Source organism: Thiothrix sp., assembly GCF_028714775.1.
Taxonomy (GTDB): domain Bacteria; phylum Pseudomonadota; class Gammaproteobacteria; order Thiotrichales; family Thiotrichaceae; genus Thiothrix.
In genome coordinates, this window is sequence record NZ_JAQTLS010000027.1 from 1 (window position 1) to 14,505 (window position 14,505).

Genomic DNA, 14,505 nt, shown 5'->3' on the forward strand with positions numbered 1-14,505 from the left:
CGCAAAAGTGGTCGGTTATCCACCACTGGAAGCCTGCTTTGCAGACCTTTTTACTCATGTTCGGCGAAGAGCGCGTCCCGCTCTCCGCCCTATGAAAATTTGTTACACAGTTTATTTGACAGACTCGTTTAACTTGATTTTGACTATATTTATGAATATAGGTGTGACATTTAATGAAGCTAAAACTTTTCATAGGTTCATCTACTGAAGGAAGAGATATTGCATACGCCATTCAATCTAATTTGAAAAATGATTTTGAATGTACTGTTTGGGATCAAAATGTATTTGAGTTATCCTCATCATATATTGAGACATTAGTAAAGCGCTTAGATAATACTGATTTTGCCGTATTTGTATTTTCTCCTGATGATGAGATTAAAATACGTGGCAATGAAACTATGGCTGCAAGAGATAATGTTTTATTTGAATTGGGTCTTTTTACAGGAAAATTAGGCAGGGATAGAGCATTTTTTGCTATTCCAGGTGGTAGTGGTATTCGCATAGCTTCTGATTTGCTTGGCGTTAGTAAAGGTGAATATGAGGTTGGTCGAGATGATGGTAACTATCAAGCCGCAACTGGTGATTTTTGTAATAAGGTTAGGGGTCAAGCAAAAAAAATAGGCGCTATTGAAAAAAAAGAAACAACGACTTCATCAGTGATCAATGTTGAAAGTAAAGTTGCTGCTGAAAATATAGATTCCTGTAAGATGAGTGAGGTTTATAGTGCATTAAAAATACTCGGCGTGATTTATGAGAAAACAAGAGATGAATTGATGAATTATGATTTTGCTTTAGAGCTTGTTGCTTCATCACTTGTTGAAAAACCGAGTGTGATTAGTCTGAAGATTAGTAAGATTGAATCAAGTGGATATATAAGTATTGTGAAGTGTCCAACGCAGGATGGTCCAGTTAAATGCTTGCGGCTTACCAAGTCGGCTATTGAGTATTTGTCTAATAATATAGAGTTATTGAGCTAGTTATTAATTACTCTCGTTTTTGCGACATCATTTAATGTGTTTTTTAATATTTGGATAAAATATCTATTGATTGATGTGTTGTGTACTTTTGCAACTCCTTGATATGTAATAGTAGCTCTGCCTTCCCCATCTTCAGTGGAAAAATAAAATTCGGCACGTATTATTTTTCCTGAAGTGTTATTGGGGATTTTTTTAAGTTCTTCAAGTAAATCACCGTCACCTTTTAAACTAAGATTTCCTAGAATGTTATTTGATAATTTTACTTGGGCAATATCTAGTTTTTGTAGAGAGTATTTTTTTAAATTCAACCGAATAAGATCAAGCCATGTAACTAGGTTGATGGATGGGGATTGAATAGATATTTTGAAAGATGTTGCTCTGCCTAATGCTGATGTGAGTGGAATGGATGATTTTGGTGGATCAATTAATAGTAAAGAATAGGGCGAATCCATGTCAATTTGGAAAGAATGGTTTTGATAGATTGTTTGAAAATAAGTTTCGATGTAGCCTAGAGGTGAGCGAGACTCAATTGTTTTTACTTCTTTCTGAATGTAACGACCAGAAAGTTTATTATTGCGATAAGCCTCATCAAGGATGAAGCCAGAACCAGCTTCTTCCGTATAAGGATGCTTGAGAAGAGCATTTTTCAGCTCACTGTAATCTAGTCTCCAGACTGCATCGACCCATTGATACCGCATGAGTTTTCCTTTATTTCAGTGAAACATTTATAAGCTGCTTCTTCTATCATGGACACATAGTTTTTGCTTAATAATCGTGATAGTTGTGCTGGCGTTGAATTAAAGTTACTTTTCTCGGCTACATATTTAAGGTAGTTAACAGCCTCATAAGATAAATGAGTCATTTTGTCAGGGGGACTACACTGAGCCTCAAGTCGAACTGCTCCTTCTATGGGTTGATCCTGATTATCTCTTAGACTCATGATTTGTGTTTGCCATCGGATAGTATGAATATAATATCTCCCTTCGCGCAAGAATTCCTGTATCTCTCTGGACGCAAGGAGATCATTTCCAGACATACTGGCTTTGTTAATTTGAGAGACTAAAGATTGTGAAACCTCATCATTTTCTTCTTCATTATCATCCTCATCTTCTGATGATTTGCTTTTATGTATGCCAATTTTTACGACATGACCTAAAGGTAAGTCCTCTATATTGTTGATTAGGCGAAAGAAAAAGTCATTTGTTTGTGCGGGTAAAAACTCAGATAAATTTAAAGAAAATCTATTTCGGGATGTGTTTTCTTGTTCATCAATTGTATCTAGTATGCAATTAACAATTTCTTTAACACGCTCATCAGATGGATAGCGAAGTGTTGTCTTTCCATCATTTGTTGTGTTAATTTCAATAATGGCTTCTTTAGGTTTTCGTTGTTTTAGACGTGTAATATTATGATCTATATCTGTATATGCTACACGAATAACAGGGCTTCCATCAGCTTTGAGACTAATGCTTATATTATCTCGCTGTCTTTTATCTTTTAAGTCAGGTAGCAAGTCTCTCAATGTGTCTGATGAAATTTCTCCATCTACTTTTTGACTGCTGGTTTTGGGCGGTCTACTTTCTGTTTTCAGTAGTTCTGATAGCTCTTGTAGCATTAGATGATCAAATGGGATGCTCGCTATTCTTAAACATAAAGCTTCTCTTTCAATGTCTTCCGGTACAATAAATCCATGGTCAAGAGCATATTTTCTTAATTGCCATAGTGTGAGTTTTTGCTTGCTTGCGATTAATGCATCATATATATCATTTGGTTGGGCATATATAAAAACAGAATCAGTATTGATCATGAGCGCATTCCAAGTTCAGATTCAAAGAATTGTGGCTTTATAATTGAAATTGACATCATGTCAATGATGCTAAGTCGCTCTAAAATCATTTTTGCCACAGATGAATTTGGAGCAACCATTTCGGCATACTCTTTCTTTGACTTTTGAAAATTTGGGTGGGATATGTTTGTTGCATTTGGAAGTTTGAAAGTAATCGTGCTGGCACTGTCCATTACTTGATAAGTGAATAAGTAATCAATCAAATGGATAAATTCGTCACTGCTCTCACCCTTTCCTCGATAATATAAGATATATCCTTCTTTTCCTGCTTGATCTATTCCAAAACGAATAACATGAAATGGAGCAACAAGTTGTTCTAACATAAGAGGAGAACCATATCTATTGCTGCAAGATCGCCGATGATATTGTAATTGATGATCTGGTTGAAAAAAGCCAACAGCATTGTCGGGAATATTTTTTTGACCTTTTGTAGCCCAATAATCAATTTGTATGCTGTTTAAATATATTAGAGTTTCTGGGTCTAAAATTATTATTTCACTATGGCTTTTAAGTTTTGGCCAATCTTCCTTGATATTATTGGCAATTTGATTATTCAAGTTCTTTGTGTAAGCATGATCATGGTTATATACGAAAAGACAAGCAATAACCTTTTTGTCTTCGTCATGAGGAACTGGAAAGTGTTCAGTAAAAGAATCGCTTACCATTGCGCAATCTAATGATAATGCTAAACTTTTAAGTGCAGATACTATGCCTCCAACAGAAATACTTTTAGCAGCAAGGCTTTTAAAGTCAAAAAGCACTTGGGTAAGTTTTCCGTCATAGGGGTCATGATAAGTATAGACTGCATCCGCAGGGTGTGTCTTCTTGTTGTGGTGAGGTTGCACACAGTGCCAATCTATGTCGTTTGGGCCAACCTGCTCCTAACCAGCAAATCGTGAGATAGATTTTGCAAGTTGGACAGCCATTTGAGCAATTTGAGCAGTTTCTGACATTTTCAGCCCACCATTAAGTCAATAATTTGATTAATTATAGCTCAGTGCTAATGACGGTGTATATAAAATTTGAAAAGCGACTAAAGCAAAAAAAGACATGTCTACGGTGCTTCTTCTTATTGGAGACCGTTTTGAGCTGTGTCATCCGTGAAGAAATCAAAAAACCGCCCGAAGGCGGTCTTTCCGCCCCAGAGTGAACGCATCAAGTGCGGACACCTAGGGGAGAGTCGTCCAGCAAGTATGTTGCTGTGGGCTACAAAATGCAAACACAGAAAACCACCTGCTCACACCCACAACCGATGTAGAAAGTGCAGTAGTAAAACCCGAATTCCTAAAGCAGCTATAATAGGCGTGTTACCTGTTTGCTAGGAGACAAACATGCCCAAGGTGATCTCATCAGAAGTACAAAATCAGTTCGACAAGTTGATGAAAGATTCGCAAGGTTTACAGGACAAGAATGCCGCCGCTTGGTATGAAAACTACTGCAAGCGTCATGCAGACAACCCGCGTACTGCCGATCTGACCGATGAAGACGTGAACAGATTGGTGCATGAGCTGCGTTTGATCCCTTGAACTATAAAGATAAGCGGTGACATTATGAACAACGAACGCACGCAATTTGCAGGTAGCACATGAAAGAACAGTACGATAAGACCACCAAGGAAAAAATCACTATCCGGCTTGATCCTGACGTGGTTGACTGGTTTCGGAAACAGGTGGAAGGTGGTGGCAATTACCAAAGCCTGATCAACGAAGCATTGAAGGCACACATCAAGCAGCAGGGCGAACCACTGGAAACGATCTTACGCCGTGTCATTCGTGAAGAAATAAAGGCTGAACAGCAGCAGGTGGCTGCCTGAGTTTTGAGCGCAGTTTCCCCCGAATTTAGGACGTGCGCTTATCCGCTGTCATTTCCGGCATGTGCTGTTCTTCCTATTCATAAATACTCGTGCATGTTAGCCATGCCGAGGATGTAAATGAGTTCGTTAGTCGTGATTTTGCCAAATTCTTGGCGGATATTGGCCAATACGTTTTCTGCATATTTGGGGGTGATGCCGCAAGTATCTGGAATGCTTTTCATCGGCTTGCCCGTCAGGATGTGTTTGAGTACCGCTTTTTGCGTGGCATTGAGGCTTTCCAACAACGGTTGGATGAAAAAACGTACCGATTCTTTTGAATTAATCACAGTTGCGTGGTATTCGCTGGCAAGCGTGAATAGTTGTGCAAGGTGCGACTTTTTCAGATTCTGGAAGTGACTCAAACTGTCGTTTTTGCTAATGACAGAGATTCCCGCGATGGCAAATGTGCTCCGCAGTGCTGGCACGGAAAGGCCGTACTGTATGCCGAAATTTTTCCGGGCATCTTCGGTAACAGCCCTTTCTTCATGGGTAACGTGACCTGCATAAATTTCTTCCCACCAGTCAATAGCCCTTTTCCAGTCTTGTAGTGCCAAACGTAGCACGAAGTCGTGGTTGCCGTAGTTATTCTCGATGTAATGGGCTACGAAAGGGGTGAAGCTCTCGGAATAGTGCAGCACAGGTTGCACTTCCTTGCTCATGTACATGGGCTTAGGGTAAAAAGAGTACAGCACACCGTCAAAACCTAAGTCGCTGATAACTTCGGTCAAGGCCGTGAACGCCTCGCCAAACGGGTGGCAGGGTGTTGGGGGAGATGGAATATCTGTCATGAGGTTACGCGCTTGCTGTATACCCCAAGACTAATAGCAAATTTGCCGACACTCGTCTATGCCACCAGTGGCTGTTGCCGTCAATTACGGCAGCACCTTGCCCTGAAACAGCGATAATGGGCGTGTTACCGATTTGAGCGACAAAGACGTGAACAGATTAGTGCATGAGCTTCGTTTAATTCCTTGACCCGTCTACCACTTCACCCTTTAGCCTACCCCTGTTCCCATCAACAACAGGAGTGCATTATGCCAAACACCAACATGACCAAAACCCAGTGGGTCGAGCTGTTCCGTGAAACTGGCTTGGACGAGGCGACCATGCGCCAGTGGCATCGCTTGTTTGAGCAACGTCACCCGGCGCAGCATCAGGCGTTTCTGGAATGGCTGCAAATCCCGGCGGAGGAGGTCGCGCAAATCCGCCAACATTCACGCTGATAAGGGAGGCTGCGGATGTACACCATCGGTCAACTGGCGAAACGTTTCGGCCTGTCACGCAGCACCCTGCTGTATTACGACGCGATTGGCTTGCTGCCTGCCTCGACGCGCAGCGCCAGCGGCTACCGTCTGTATACAGAACAGGCCGTGCAGCGCATGACGCACATCCAGACCTTCCGTGATGCCGGTTTACCGCTGGAAACCATCCGCACCCTGCTGGCTTCCGGCACGGACGCACCCACCGCCGTGCTGGAACGCCACCTTCAGGAACTCAATAGCGACATCAGCCGCCTGCGCCAGCAACAGCAAGTGATCGTGCGCCTGCTGGATTCCGCTTCCGCCCTCAAGGACAGCCGCACCATGAGCAAGCAACGCTGGGTAGAAGTGCTACGTGCCGCCGGGCTGGATGATGCCGGGATGCGTAAATGGCACAGTGAATTCGAGCAGCGTTCCCCCGAAGCCCATCAGGATTTTCTGGAATCGCTGGGCATTGGTGATGAAGAAATCTCCTTGATCCGCCAGCATTCCCGCCACTGAAACGCTTCCGTCCAAAGAACGGGCGTGGACACTGCGCCCCGGACTATACTCAAGGCGTACAAACACTATAAAGATAAGAGGTGACATTATGAGCAACGAACTGGTGCAGGTGAAAACCTATCATGTCGAAGGTGACGGCATCACCCTGTATTTCCTTGGGGATGATCCCGCCGCGCTGGAGCTGACTTACAACGATGCGCAAGGCGAACGTAAGTTTTCCGGGAAGGAGATTTCCCAGCAAGAAACGCCCATCGGGTTGATGGTTTCTGTGATGATGGAGGCGATTCCCGATTTACGCACCGTGGTGTTGTCGCTGGCACTCCCCACCGCCAACAGGCCAGCCGATATGCGTTCGGTCATGCTGAAAACCTTTGCTGTGCGCACCACCAACCACACCACCATTGCCGGGCCAGACATCATCGAAGGCGCGACCCAAACCTACGAGGTTTTTGTGTTGGACGGGAATGCTTGGTAAATGAATAACCCACACTCCGCTTTTCCCACGTTGAGCTGCATCCACCTCAACCACGCCGCCGTTGCGCCTTGGCCTCAAGTGACGGCGGATGCTGTCCACGCTTTCGCTACCGAAAACGCCCGCCAAGGTTCGCTGGACTATCCCCGCTGGCTGGCGGTGGAACAAGCCTTGCGCGAAAAAGCACGTCTCCTGATGAATGCCCCCGACGCAGCAGACATTGCCTTGGTGAAAAACACCTCGGAAGGTTTGTCGTTTGTCGCCTACGGGCTGGACTGGCAGACGGGTGATAATGTGGTTGGCATCCGTCAGGAATTCCCCTCCAACCGCTTCCCGTGGCAATCGCTGGCGGGGCAGGGCGTGGAATTCCGCCAACTGGATTTGGAAGCTTACCCCGACGAACCGGAACAGGCATTGATGGCCTTGTGTGACGGGTGTACCCGCGTGCTCAGTGTCAGCGCGGTGCAATACACCAACGGTTTGCGCATGAAACTGGCGGAACTGGGCGCATTTTGCCGCGCTAAGGGCATCCTGTTTTGCGTCGATGCCATCCAACAATTGGGGGCAATTCCGTTTGATGTGCAGCACATCCAAGCCGATTTCGTGGTTGCTGACGGGCACAAATGGATGCTGGGGCCAGAAGGCTTGGCGCTGTTCTACGTGCGCCGCGAAGTACAGCCGCAACTCAAGCTGACCCAATACGGTTGGCACATGACGGAAGGCATGATTGATTACACCGCGCAAGATTTCCAGCCCGCTGCTACTGCCCGCCGTTTTGAATGCGGCAGCCCCAACATGCTCAGCATCCACGCCCTCAATGCCAGCCTCGGCTTGTTGCTGGAAACGGGCATGGAACAGGTGTGGGCGCAACTTTGCACACGGGTGCAATACCTGCTGGACGGCTTGCAGGCCATACCCGGTATCGAAGTGCTGAGTGACACCCGCGAGGAACGCCGTTCCGGGATTGTGACCTTCCGCTCACAGGTGCTGGATAATGACAGTTTGTTCAGGCGTTTGCAGGAAGCTGGGGTGTTCTGTGCACCGCGTGGTGGTGGGGTACGGTTGTCGCCGCATTTCTATACGCCGTTGGGGCAACTGGATACCGTGTCGGCGGTTATCCGAGCATAAAAAAAGCGGCCCGGAGGCCGCGCTGAGGGGAAAAGATACCGCAGAGGAGTCGCGCTTTATTCGGTATCAGATTTGCCGTACTTGAATATTGAGTATTTGGATACGGTAGGCAATTTGTCGTGGTGTCATGTTGAGTAAACGTGCCGCCTTGGCTTGCACCCAACCGGCTTCTTCGAGTGCGGCAATCACGCGCTCGCGTTCGTCAAGGTCGGGGGAGTCTAGGTCAACTTTGGGCTTGTGGCTGGCTGGGGCGATTTCCACCGGCAAATGGCTTTCCAACCCGGTGAGGCGGATCACTTGCTGGTCGATATGCCCGTCAGCGCTGAGGATCGCAGCGCGTTCCATGCAGTTTTCCAGCTCGCGCACATTGCCCGGCCAGCCGTGGTGCATGAGGATGCGGATGGCGCTATCGCCAATGTCCAGCGGTCGCCCTTGCTTGTTACTGATCTTGTTGACCAGAAAGCGGGCAAGGTCGGGGATGTCTTCCAAGCGTTCCCGCAGCGGCGGCATGATGATCGGCATGACGTTGAGGCGGTAATAGAGGTCTTCGCGGAACTCGCCAGCCCGCACTTCCTGTTCCAGATTGCGGTTGGTGGCGGCGATCACACGCACGTCGACGTGTAAGGTTTTCGTGCCACCGACGCGCTCGAATTCGCCTTCCTGCAATACCCGCAACAGCTTGGCTTGGAATGCTGGGGTAATTTCACCGATTTCATCCAAAAATAGCGTGCCGCCATCGGCTTGCTCGAAACGCCCTTTGCGTTGGCTGACCGCGCCGGTAAATGCCCCTTTTTCGTGCCCGAACAGTTCGGATTCCAACAAATTGTCCGGTAATGCGGCGCAGTTGAGTTTGATGAAAGCGTTGTTGGCGCGGGGCGAATGGTAATGGATGGCGTTGGCGATCAGCTCTTTGCCCGTGCCGGATTCGCCCCGGATCAGCACCGTGGTGTTCCATTTTGCCACTTGCCGCGCTTGGTCGAACACCACTTGCATACAGCGGGTGTGCCCGATCAGGTTGGCGAAACCGGATTCGCCTTTGACCTTGCGGCGCAGCGAATCGCGTTCCTTTTGCAGTTCCTGTTTGTCGCTGGCGACTTGGCGGGCGAGTACTACGTTTTGCCCGATCAGGTTGCCGACCATTTCGAGGAAACGCCGCCGTTCGCCGAGCACATGCAGTTCTGCCGGGGGTTGCGCAGCGAGCACACCGACAATTTCATCACCACGGGCGCGGATTGGCACGGCAATGAATGGTAACACCGGGTTGTAAACGCCGAGTTTGTCGAGGAAGCGCGGTTCATCGGCGAGCTTGCGGATGATCAGCGGTTTGTCCATTTCAATGACCAAACCCATGATGCCTTCGCCCGCGCGGTAACGGATGTTTTCCACCGTTTGCTTGTCTTGGGTGTGCAATTCAAACAGCAGCAGGTCGCCGCTTTCGCCATCCAGCAGACTGACCATGCCGTATTCGAGTTGCCCTTGCTCGTGCAAGACGCGCAGCACTTCGCGCAAGGTTTCCTTGAGGTTGAGCGAGCGGCTGAGGACTTTGCTGACGGCGTAAATACAGGCCAGTTCGTCTTCCAGCAGGTTTAAGGTTTGGGTGAGTTGGGCGGTGTCATGCGTGTTGCTCATTCCATCCCCCCGTTGCCGTGTTTGAGTGGCAGGTTGATGTGGATGCGGCAACCGCCGGTGTAATCCGGGTCGATACGGATGCCGCCGCCGTGGCTGTTGACGATTTCTTGTGCCATGCATAAGCCCATTCCGGCTTTGCCGCTGCCACGCTTCCAGCCGCTTTGGAACGGCTCGAACACTTTTAGGCGCTGTTTGCTGGGGATGCCAATGCCATTGTCGGTGATTTCCACCCAGATGGCTCCTTCCTTGAGGTAAGTATGAATGCGCAGTTCACGCTGCACGCGCCCGGTTTCTTCTAACGACAGCAGCGCGTTGTCGATCAGGTAGTGGAACATGCGGCGTAATGATGCTTCGTTGCCCATCAGCGCGGGCAGTACGGGTTCGGGTTTCCAGTCGATGACCACGCCTTCCGCCAGCATCCGGTCGGTGGAAATGATCAGCAAATCTTTGAGGATTTGGTTGATGTTGACGAGGAAATTGCGCCCCTGTTCGGCTTTGGGCAGTGCCATGCGCATGGCGTTGATGGCGCTGTGCGAAGATTCCAACACTTGCCGCAGGATGGGGTAGAGCGCATCCGGTGAGGCGTGCTGCATATCCAGCGCGGCTTGGATCACATTGAGCGGGGTTTCCAATTGGAAAATCGCTCCGGCAAGGGTTTCGCGGATGCTGCTGGTGAGTTCTTGTTCTGCCATTTGCACTTTGAGGTGCTGGATGCGCGAACGCTCGACTTCGGCCTTGCGGGTGGTGATGTCGGTAGCAACCAGCAGCAGGTAACGCCCACCTTCACTGCTGGGTTTGAAGTAGTTTTGCGCGGCGTGATCGAGTTCTTCGACATGGATGCCGGACAGCGCGAACCAGCATTCGTCGCCATTGGGCGCATCGAAACGCACTTGGATGTCTTGGAATTTGCCGTAGGGGGCGCTTTCCACCTGATCCAGTCGGTCGTTGAGGGCATCAAGGAACAGGTGGACAGGCTCAATCGTGCCGAATTCGGCCTTGAGTTGCTTGTAGGCTTGGTTATCCATCAGCACGCGATGCTCGCTGTCGAGCAGCACCACAATCGCGGGCGCGAGGTCGAGCATGGTTTCCGACAAGGCTTTTTGGTGTTTGAGTTGCTGCTCAAGCTGATGCAGGGTGGAAATGTCGCGGTGCATCCCCAAAAAACTGGTGATACGGCGGTTAGCGTCCAGTACCGGGGCAATATTGAGTTCCGCCAGATAACGTGTGCCGGATTTGGTGCGGTTGACCAGCGTGCCGCGCCACGGTTTGCCGCTTTGGATGATACGCCACAGGTCGCGGTAAACTTCAATCGGGGTGTTTTTGCAGGACAGCACCGATTCGTTTTGCCCACAGATTTCGTCGCGCAAATAGCCGGTCAGTTCCTCAAACGCGGCGTTGACGTACAGGATGTTGGCGCGGGCGTCGGTGATGGAAATGGCGACCGGCGCTTGTTCCACGGTTTCGAGGATGGCTTGCAGCGATAGGCCGGGGGCAACATGCTCGAACCCGGCGATGCTAGAGATGTCGGTATATTGTTCTGAAAATGTCTTACTTGGCTTATGCATGACGGTTCCCGCGATTGTTTGCTTATTACGTTGCAATAGCCGTGCCAGCATGAAGAACCCCCTCACCCCAACCCCTCTCCCTCAAGGGGAGAGGGGCTAAGAGGTTATTTATTCTTGTTCCCCCTCGCCCCTTGAGGGAGAGGGGGCTAGGGGGTGAGGGGGTTCTTCATGTCGCAGATCCGACAATTACCCACTTTTGTCACAAACCACACGCTATAAAATCTGCCCTAAACCCATGACACATAAGGCTTACAGCCGGATGGCACAGTCCCTGCATTAGCGTTTCCACTGCTATTTTCAGGTGAAGCGCAATGGAATACTTTCTGCTCCTACTCGGCACGGTACTGGTCAATAACGTCATTCTGGTCAAGTTTTTGGGCTTGTGCTCTTTCATGGGCGTTTCCAACAAAATCGACTCGGCAATCGGCATGGGCTTGGCGACTACGTTCGTGATTACCTTGGCTTCGGCGGCTGGCTGGATGTTGGAACATTTGCTCTTGCAACCGTTTGGGCTGGGTTTCCTGCGCATCCTCGCTTTTATTTTGGTCATTGCCGCCGTGGTGCAGTTTACCGAAATGGTGATTAAGAAAATGTCCCCGGTGTTGTATCAGGCATTGGGTATTTTCCTGCCGTTGATTACCACCAACTGCGCGGTGCTGGGGATTGCGCTGCTGAATGTGCAGGAAGAACACAATTTCCTGCAAAGTGTGTTGTATGGCTTTGGTTCTGCCGTGGGTTTCACCTTGGTCATGGTGATCTTTGCTGGGTTGCGCGAACGGCTGGCACTGACGCAGACACCCGCCGCCTTCAGCGGTTTACCGATTGCATTCGTGGTTGCCGGGCTGTTGTCACTGGCGTTTATGGGCTTTGCGGGTCTGACCCACTAACAAGGAGATAAGCGATGACTGCAATATTCGCACTGTTGCTCTTAGGTATGGCGCTCGGCGGGATGTTGGGTATAGCTGCCCGCTACCTGAAAGTGGAAGGCAACCCCTTGCAGGCCGAGGTCGAAGCACTAATGCCCGGTTCGCAATGCGGGCAATGTGGCTACCCCGGCTGTTCCCCCGCTGCGGAAGCGATTGCCAACGGTACAGCACCCGTAACTGCTTGCCCGCCCGGCGGCAAAGCCTTGGCAGAAACGCTGGCAGCAAAGCTGGGGGTCAGCATCGACCTTTCCGGCGTAGCGGACAAGGGCCCAATGATTGCGTATGTGCATGAGAACTTGTGCATCGGTTGTACCAAATGCTTCAAACGTTGCCCGACGGATGCGATTGTGGGCGGCTCGAAGCAGATTCATGCGGTGTTTGCCGATGCTTGCACCGGCTGTGAAAAGTGTTTTGAGGTTTGCCCGACGGAATGCATTGAAATGCGCCCGCTGACGCCGACGGTGCAGACGTGGTATTGGCCGAGTCCGGCGGTGGGTGGCATCGCCTGAGCCATGCTACAATCTGGCAAGACGTATCCGCCAGATTGAGGCTTGAGTGAATGATCACATTTCCCTACGGTATCAGCGATTTCAACCATATCCGCAGCAAAGGCATGTTGTATGTGGATCGTACTGCCTGCATTCCTGTGCTGGAGACAGCGGGGCAGCAGTTATTGTTCCTGCGCCCACGCCGTTTTGGGAAATCCCTGTTGTTGTCGACGTTGGCGAATTACTACGACATCGGCAAGGCTGACGAATTTGCGCGGCTGTTTGGTGATCTTGCCGTGGGTGCTAACCCTACGCCGGAACATAACCAGTATTTGATTCTGCAATGGGATTTTTCCAAAGTATCGGCGCAAGGTGATGTCGGCACGATTACCCAAAATCTGTTCGATCACGTCAATGCCTCCATTGAAGGGTTCTTGCAGCGTTATCAGGAACGCCTGAAATTTCCAGTCACAATCCACGCGGAAAATGCCATTGCCTCGTTCGAGTCCTTGGGGAATAGCGTCAAAAACAGCGGTCAGCAGTTGTATTTGCTGATCGACGAATACGATAACTTTGCCAACGAAGTGTTGATGCAGACCCGCCCTGACGAGGCGCGTTACAAAACCTTGCTGCATGGCGAAGGCATTTTGAAAACCCTGTTCAAAGCCATCAAGGGCGGTGCTTCCGAAGGCAAAGTTGGGCGGGTATTTATCACTGGTGTGTCGCCCGTGGTGATGAGCGACATGACCAGTGGCTATAACGTCGCCACCAGCATTTATCTGGACAATGAATTCAATAGTCTGTGCGGGTTGACCACCAGCGAATTGCAGGGTTTGGTGGAAACGGTGACGGCGCAATGCCAACAACCCGCTACAACTGCCGCCACCATGCTGGAAACCATGCGGGTGTTTTATAACGGCTACCGTTTTTGCTACGACACCACGCGGGAGCGGGTTTATAACCCCACACTCTGTTTCTACTTTTTGCGCCATTTTCAGAAAAATTGCCAGCCACCGGAGCAAATTCTGGATGGCAATCTGGCGATGGATGCCGGGAAAATCCATTACATTGCCTCCCAACCCGGTGGTGATGCAGTTATCCAGCGGGCATTGGATGAGCAACACGTTTTGCTGGTGGATACGTTAGAAGAAAAGTTTGGGGTGGAAACCTTGCAAACTCTCCAGCAAGGCGAACGCTTCATGATTTCGCTGCTGTATTTCTTCGGGGTGCTGACCATTACCGGGCGCGGGGCGATTGGTGAACTGGCGTTCGGCGTGCCTAATCTGGTGATCCGTCGTTTGTATCTGGAGGAATTGCGCAAACGCGCTTTGCCAGCCCCGCAGGATACAGACACGGTGCGGCATCTGGCGGGGGCGTTCTACCAATCGGCAGATTTGCAGCCGCTGGTGGATTTCATGGAAAGCAAATACTTCGCGGTGTTCAACAACCGTGATTACCGTTGGAGCAATGAACTCACCATCAAGACGGCGTTCCTGACGCTGCTGTTCAACGACACCTATTACATCATGGATTCGGAAACGGCTTTGCAGCGGCGTTATTCCGACTTGACCCTGATTGTGCGCCCGAATATGCGCCAGTATCCGGCGTTGCTGGATATGGTGCTGGAGTTTAAATACCTTGGGCTGAAGGAGTTGGGGCTGAGTGCGGAACAGGTTCGGGGGATGTCGCGGGCAGAGCTGCAACAGCTTCCGCTGGTGGTGATGGCATTGCAGGATGCTACGCAGCAATTGCAGCAATACCGGGTGGTGCTGGTGGAAAAGTACCGTGAGCCGCAGCGGTTACGGTGTTTGGCGGTGGTGGCGTTGGGGTTTGAACGGTTGGTGTGGGATATGTTGGTGTAA

The 14,505-nt window shown here is 49.6% G+C and carries 16 protein-coding genes; 10 read left to right on the forward strand and 6 right to left on the reverse strand.

The window, feature by feature from the left end:
• Nucleotides 1–173: 173 nt before the first annotated feature.
• Nucleotides 174–977, forward strand: coding sequence for a nucleotide-binding protein (locus tag PHE17_RS18805; protein ID WP_301017455.1), 804 nt, complete (start codon nucleotides 174–176; stop codon nucleotides 975–977).
• Here PHE17_RS18805 and PHE17_RS18810 read toward each other — a convergent pair.
• The 3 genes from PHE17_RS18810 to PHE17_RS18820 are packed head-to-tail and all read right to left on the reverse strand — an operon-like array spanning nucleotide 974 to nucleotide 3,668.
• A complete protein-coding gene (locus PHE17_RS18810) occupies nucleotides 974–1,675 on the reverse strand; it encodes a hypothetical protein (protein ID WP_301017456.1) in 702 nt (233 codons plus the stop codon). The genes PHE17_RS18805 and PHE17_RS18810 overlap by 4 nt on opposite strands.
• Nucleotides 1,639–2,784 carry a hypothetical protein gene (locus tag PHE17_RS18815; RefSeq protein ID WP_301017457.1) on the reverse strand — a complete coding sequence of 382 codons (1,146 nt, stop codon included), beginning with the start codon at nucleotides 2,782–2,784 and terminating at the stop codon, nucleotides 1,639–1,641. Before PHE17_RS18815 ends, PHE17_RS18810 begins: the two co-directional genes overlap by 37 nt.
• Nucleotides 2,781–3,668: a hypothetical protein gene (locus tag PHE17_RS18820; protein ID WP_301017458.1), complete on the reverse strand. Its 888-nt coding sequence runs from the start codon at nucleotides 3,666–3,668 to the stop codon at nucleotides 2,781–2,783. The genes PHE17_RS18815 and PHE17_RS18820 overlap by 4 nt, the downstream gene beginning before the upstream one ends.
• A 486-nt stretch (nucleotides 3,669–4,154) precedes the next feature.
• Between PHE17_RS18820 and PHE17_RS18825 the strand changes: the two genes are divergently transcribed.
• Together PHE17_RS18825 and PHE17_RS18830 are read left to right on the forward strand one after the other, a co-directional pair.
• Nucleotides 4,155–4,349, forward strand: coding sequence for a hypothetical protein (locus PHE17_RS18825; protein ID WP_301017459.1), 195 nt, complete (start codon nucleotides 4,155–4,157; stop codon nucleotides 4,347–4,349).
• 59 nt (nucleotides 4,350–4,408) lie between these two features.
• Entirely contained in the window at nucleotides 4,409–4,636 is a 228-nt protein-coding gene (locus PHE17_RS18830; RefSeq protein WP_301017460.1) for a BrnA antitoxin family protein, read from the forward strand.
• A gap of 77 nt (nucleotides 4,637–4,713) precedes the next feature.
• Here the strand turns inward: PHE17_RS18830 and PHE17_RS18835 are convergent, their stop codons facing one another.
• Nucleotides 4,714–5,463 carry an autoinducer binding domain-containing protein gene (locus PHE17_RS18835; RefSeq protein WP_301017461.1) on the reverse strand — a complete coding sequence of 250 codons (750 nt, stop codon included), beginning with the start codon at nucleotides 5,461–5,463 and terminating at the stop codon, nucleotides 4,714–4,716.
• 246 nt (nucleotides 5,464–5,709) lie between these two features.
• Here PHE17_RS18835 and PHE17_RS18840 point away from each other — a divergent pair, with 246 nt between their 5' ends.
• From PHE17_RS18840 to PHE17_RS18855, 4 genes are all read left to right on the forward strand, one after another.
• Complete coding sequence (locus PHE17_RS18840) at nucleotides 5,710–5,898, forward strand: hypothetical protein (protein WP_093067983.1); 189 nt, start codon at nucleotides 5,710–5,712, stop codon at nucleotides 5,896–5,898.
• A gap of 15 nt (nucleotides 5,899–5,913) precedes the next feature.
• On the forward strand, nucleotides 5,914–6,435 hold the full coding sequence (locus PHE17_RS18845; RefSeq protein WP_301017462.1) for a MerR family transcriptional regulator: 522 nt from the start codon (nucleotides 5,914–5,916) through the stop codon (nucleotides 6,433–6,435).
• 88 nt (nucleotides 6,436–6,523) lie between these two features.
• Nucleotides 6,524–6,910: a hypothetical protein gene (locus PHE17_RS18850; RefSeq protein ID WP_301017463.1), complete on the forward strand. Its 387-nt coding sequence runs from the start codon at nucleotides 6,524–6,526 to the stop codon at nucleotides 6,908–6,910.
• The gene (locus tag PHE17_RS18855) at nucleotides 6,911–8,035 is read left to right on the forward strand and encodes an aminotransferase class V-fold PLP-dependent enzyme (RefSeq protein WP_301017464.1); all 1,125 of its coding nucleotides are present in this window, start codon (nucleotides 6,911–6,913) and stop codon (nucleotides 8,033–8,035) included.
• A 66-nt stretch (nucleotides 8,036–8,101) separates the two neighbouring features.
• Here PHE17_RS18855 and nifA read toward each other — a convergent pair whose 3' ends face one another.
• Together nifA and nifL are read right to left on the reverse strand one after the other, a co-directional pair.
• Entirely contained in the window at nucleotides 8,102–9,664 is a 1,563-nt protein-coding gene (nifA, locus tag PHE17_RS18860; RefSeq protein ID WP_301017465.1) for a nif-specific transcriptional activator NifA, read from the reverse strand.
• Nucleotides 9,661–11,229, reverse strand: a complete 1,569-nt coding sequence (gene nifL, locus PHE17_RS18865; protein WP_301017466.1) for a nitrogen fixation negative regulator NifL — start codon at nucleotides 11,227–11,229, stop codon at nucleotides 9,661–9,663. The genes nifA and nifL overlap by 4 nt, the downstream gene beginning before the upstream one ends.
• Before the next feature lie 311 nt (nucleotides 11,230–11,540).
• Between nifL and rsxA the strand changes: the two genes are divergently transcribed.
• Genes rsxA through PHE17_RS18880 form a run of 3 tightly spaced genes read left to right on the forward strand, consistent with a single transcriptional unit; the run spans nucleotide 11,541 to nucleotide 14,505 of the window.
• Entirely contained in the window at nucleotides 11,541–12,116 is a 576-nt protein-coding gene (gene rsxA / locus PHE17_RS18870) for an electron transport complex subunit RsxA (protein ID WP_301017467.1), read from the forward strand.
• A 14-nt stretch (nucleotides 12,117–12,130) separates the two neighbouring features.
• On the forward strand, nucleotides 12,131–12,664 hold the full coding sequence (gene rsxB / locus PHE17_RS18875; protein ID WP_301017468.1) for an electron transport complex subunit RsxB: 534 nt from the start codon (nucleotides 12,131–12,133) through the stop codon (nucleotides 12,662–12,664).
• A 50-nt stretch (nucleotides 12,665–12,714) separates the two neighbouring features.
• Complete coding sequence (locus PHE17_RS18880; RefSeq protein ID WP_301017469.1) at nucleotides 12,715–14,505, forward strand: AAA family ATPase; 1,791 nt, start codon at nucleotides 12,715–12,717, stop codon at nucleotides 14,503–14,505.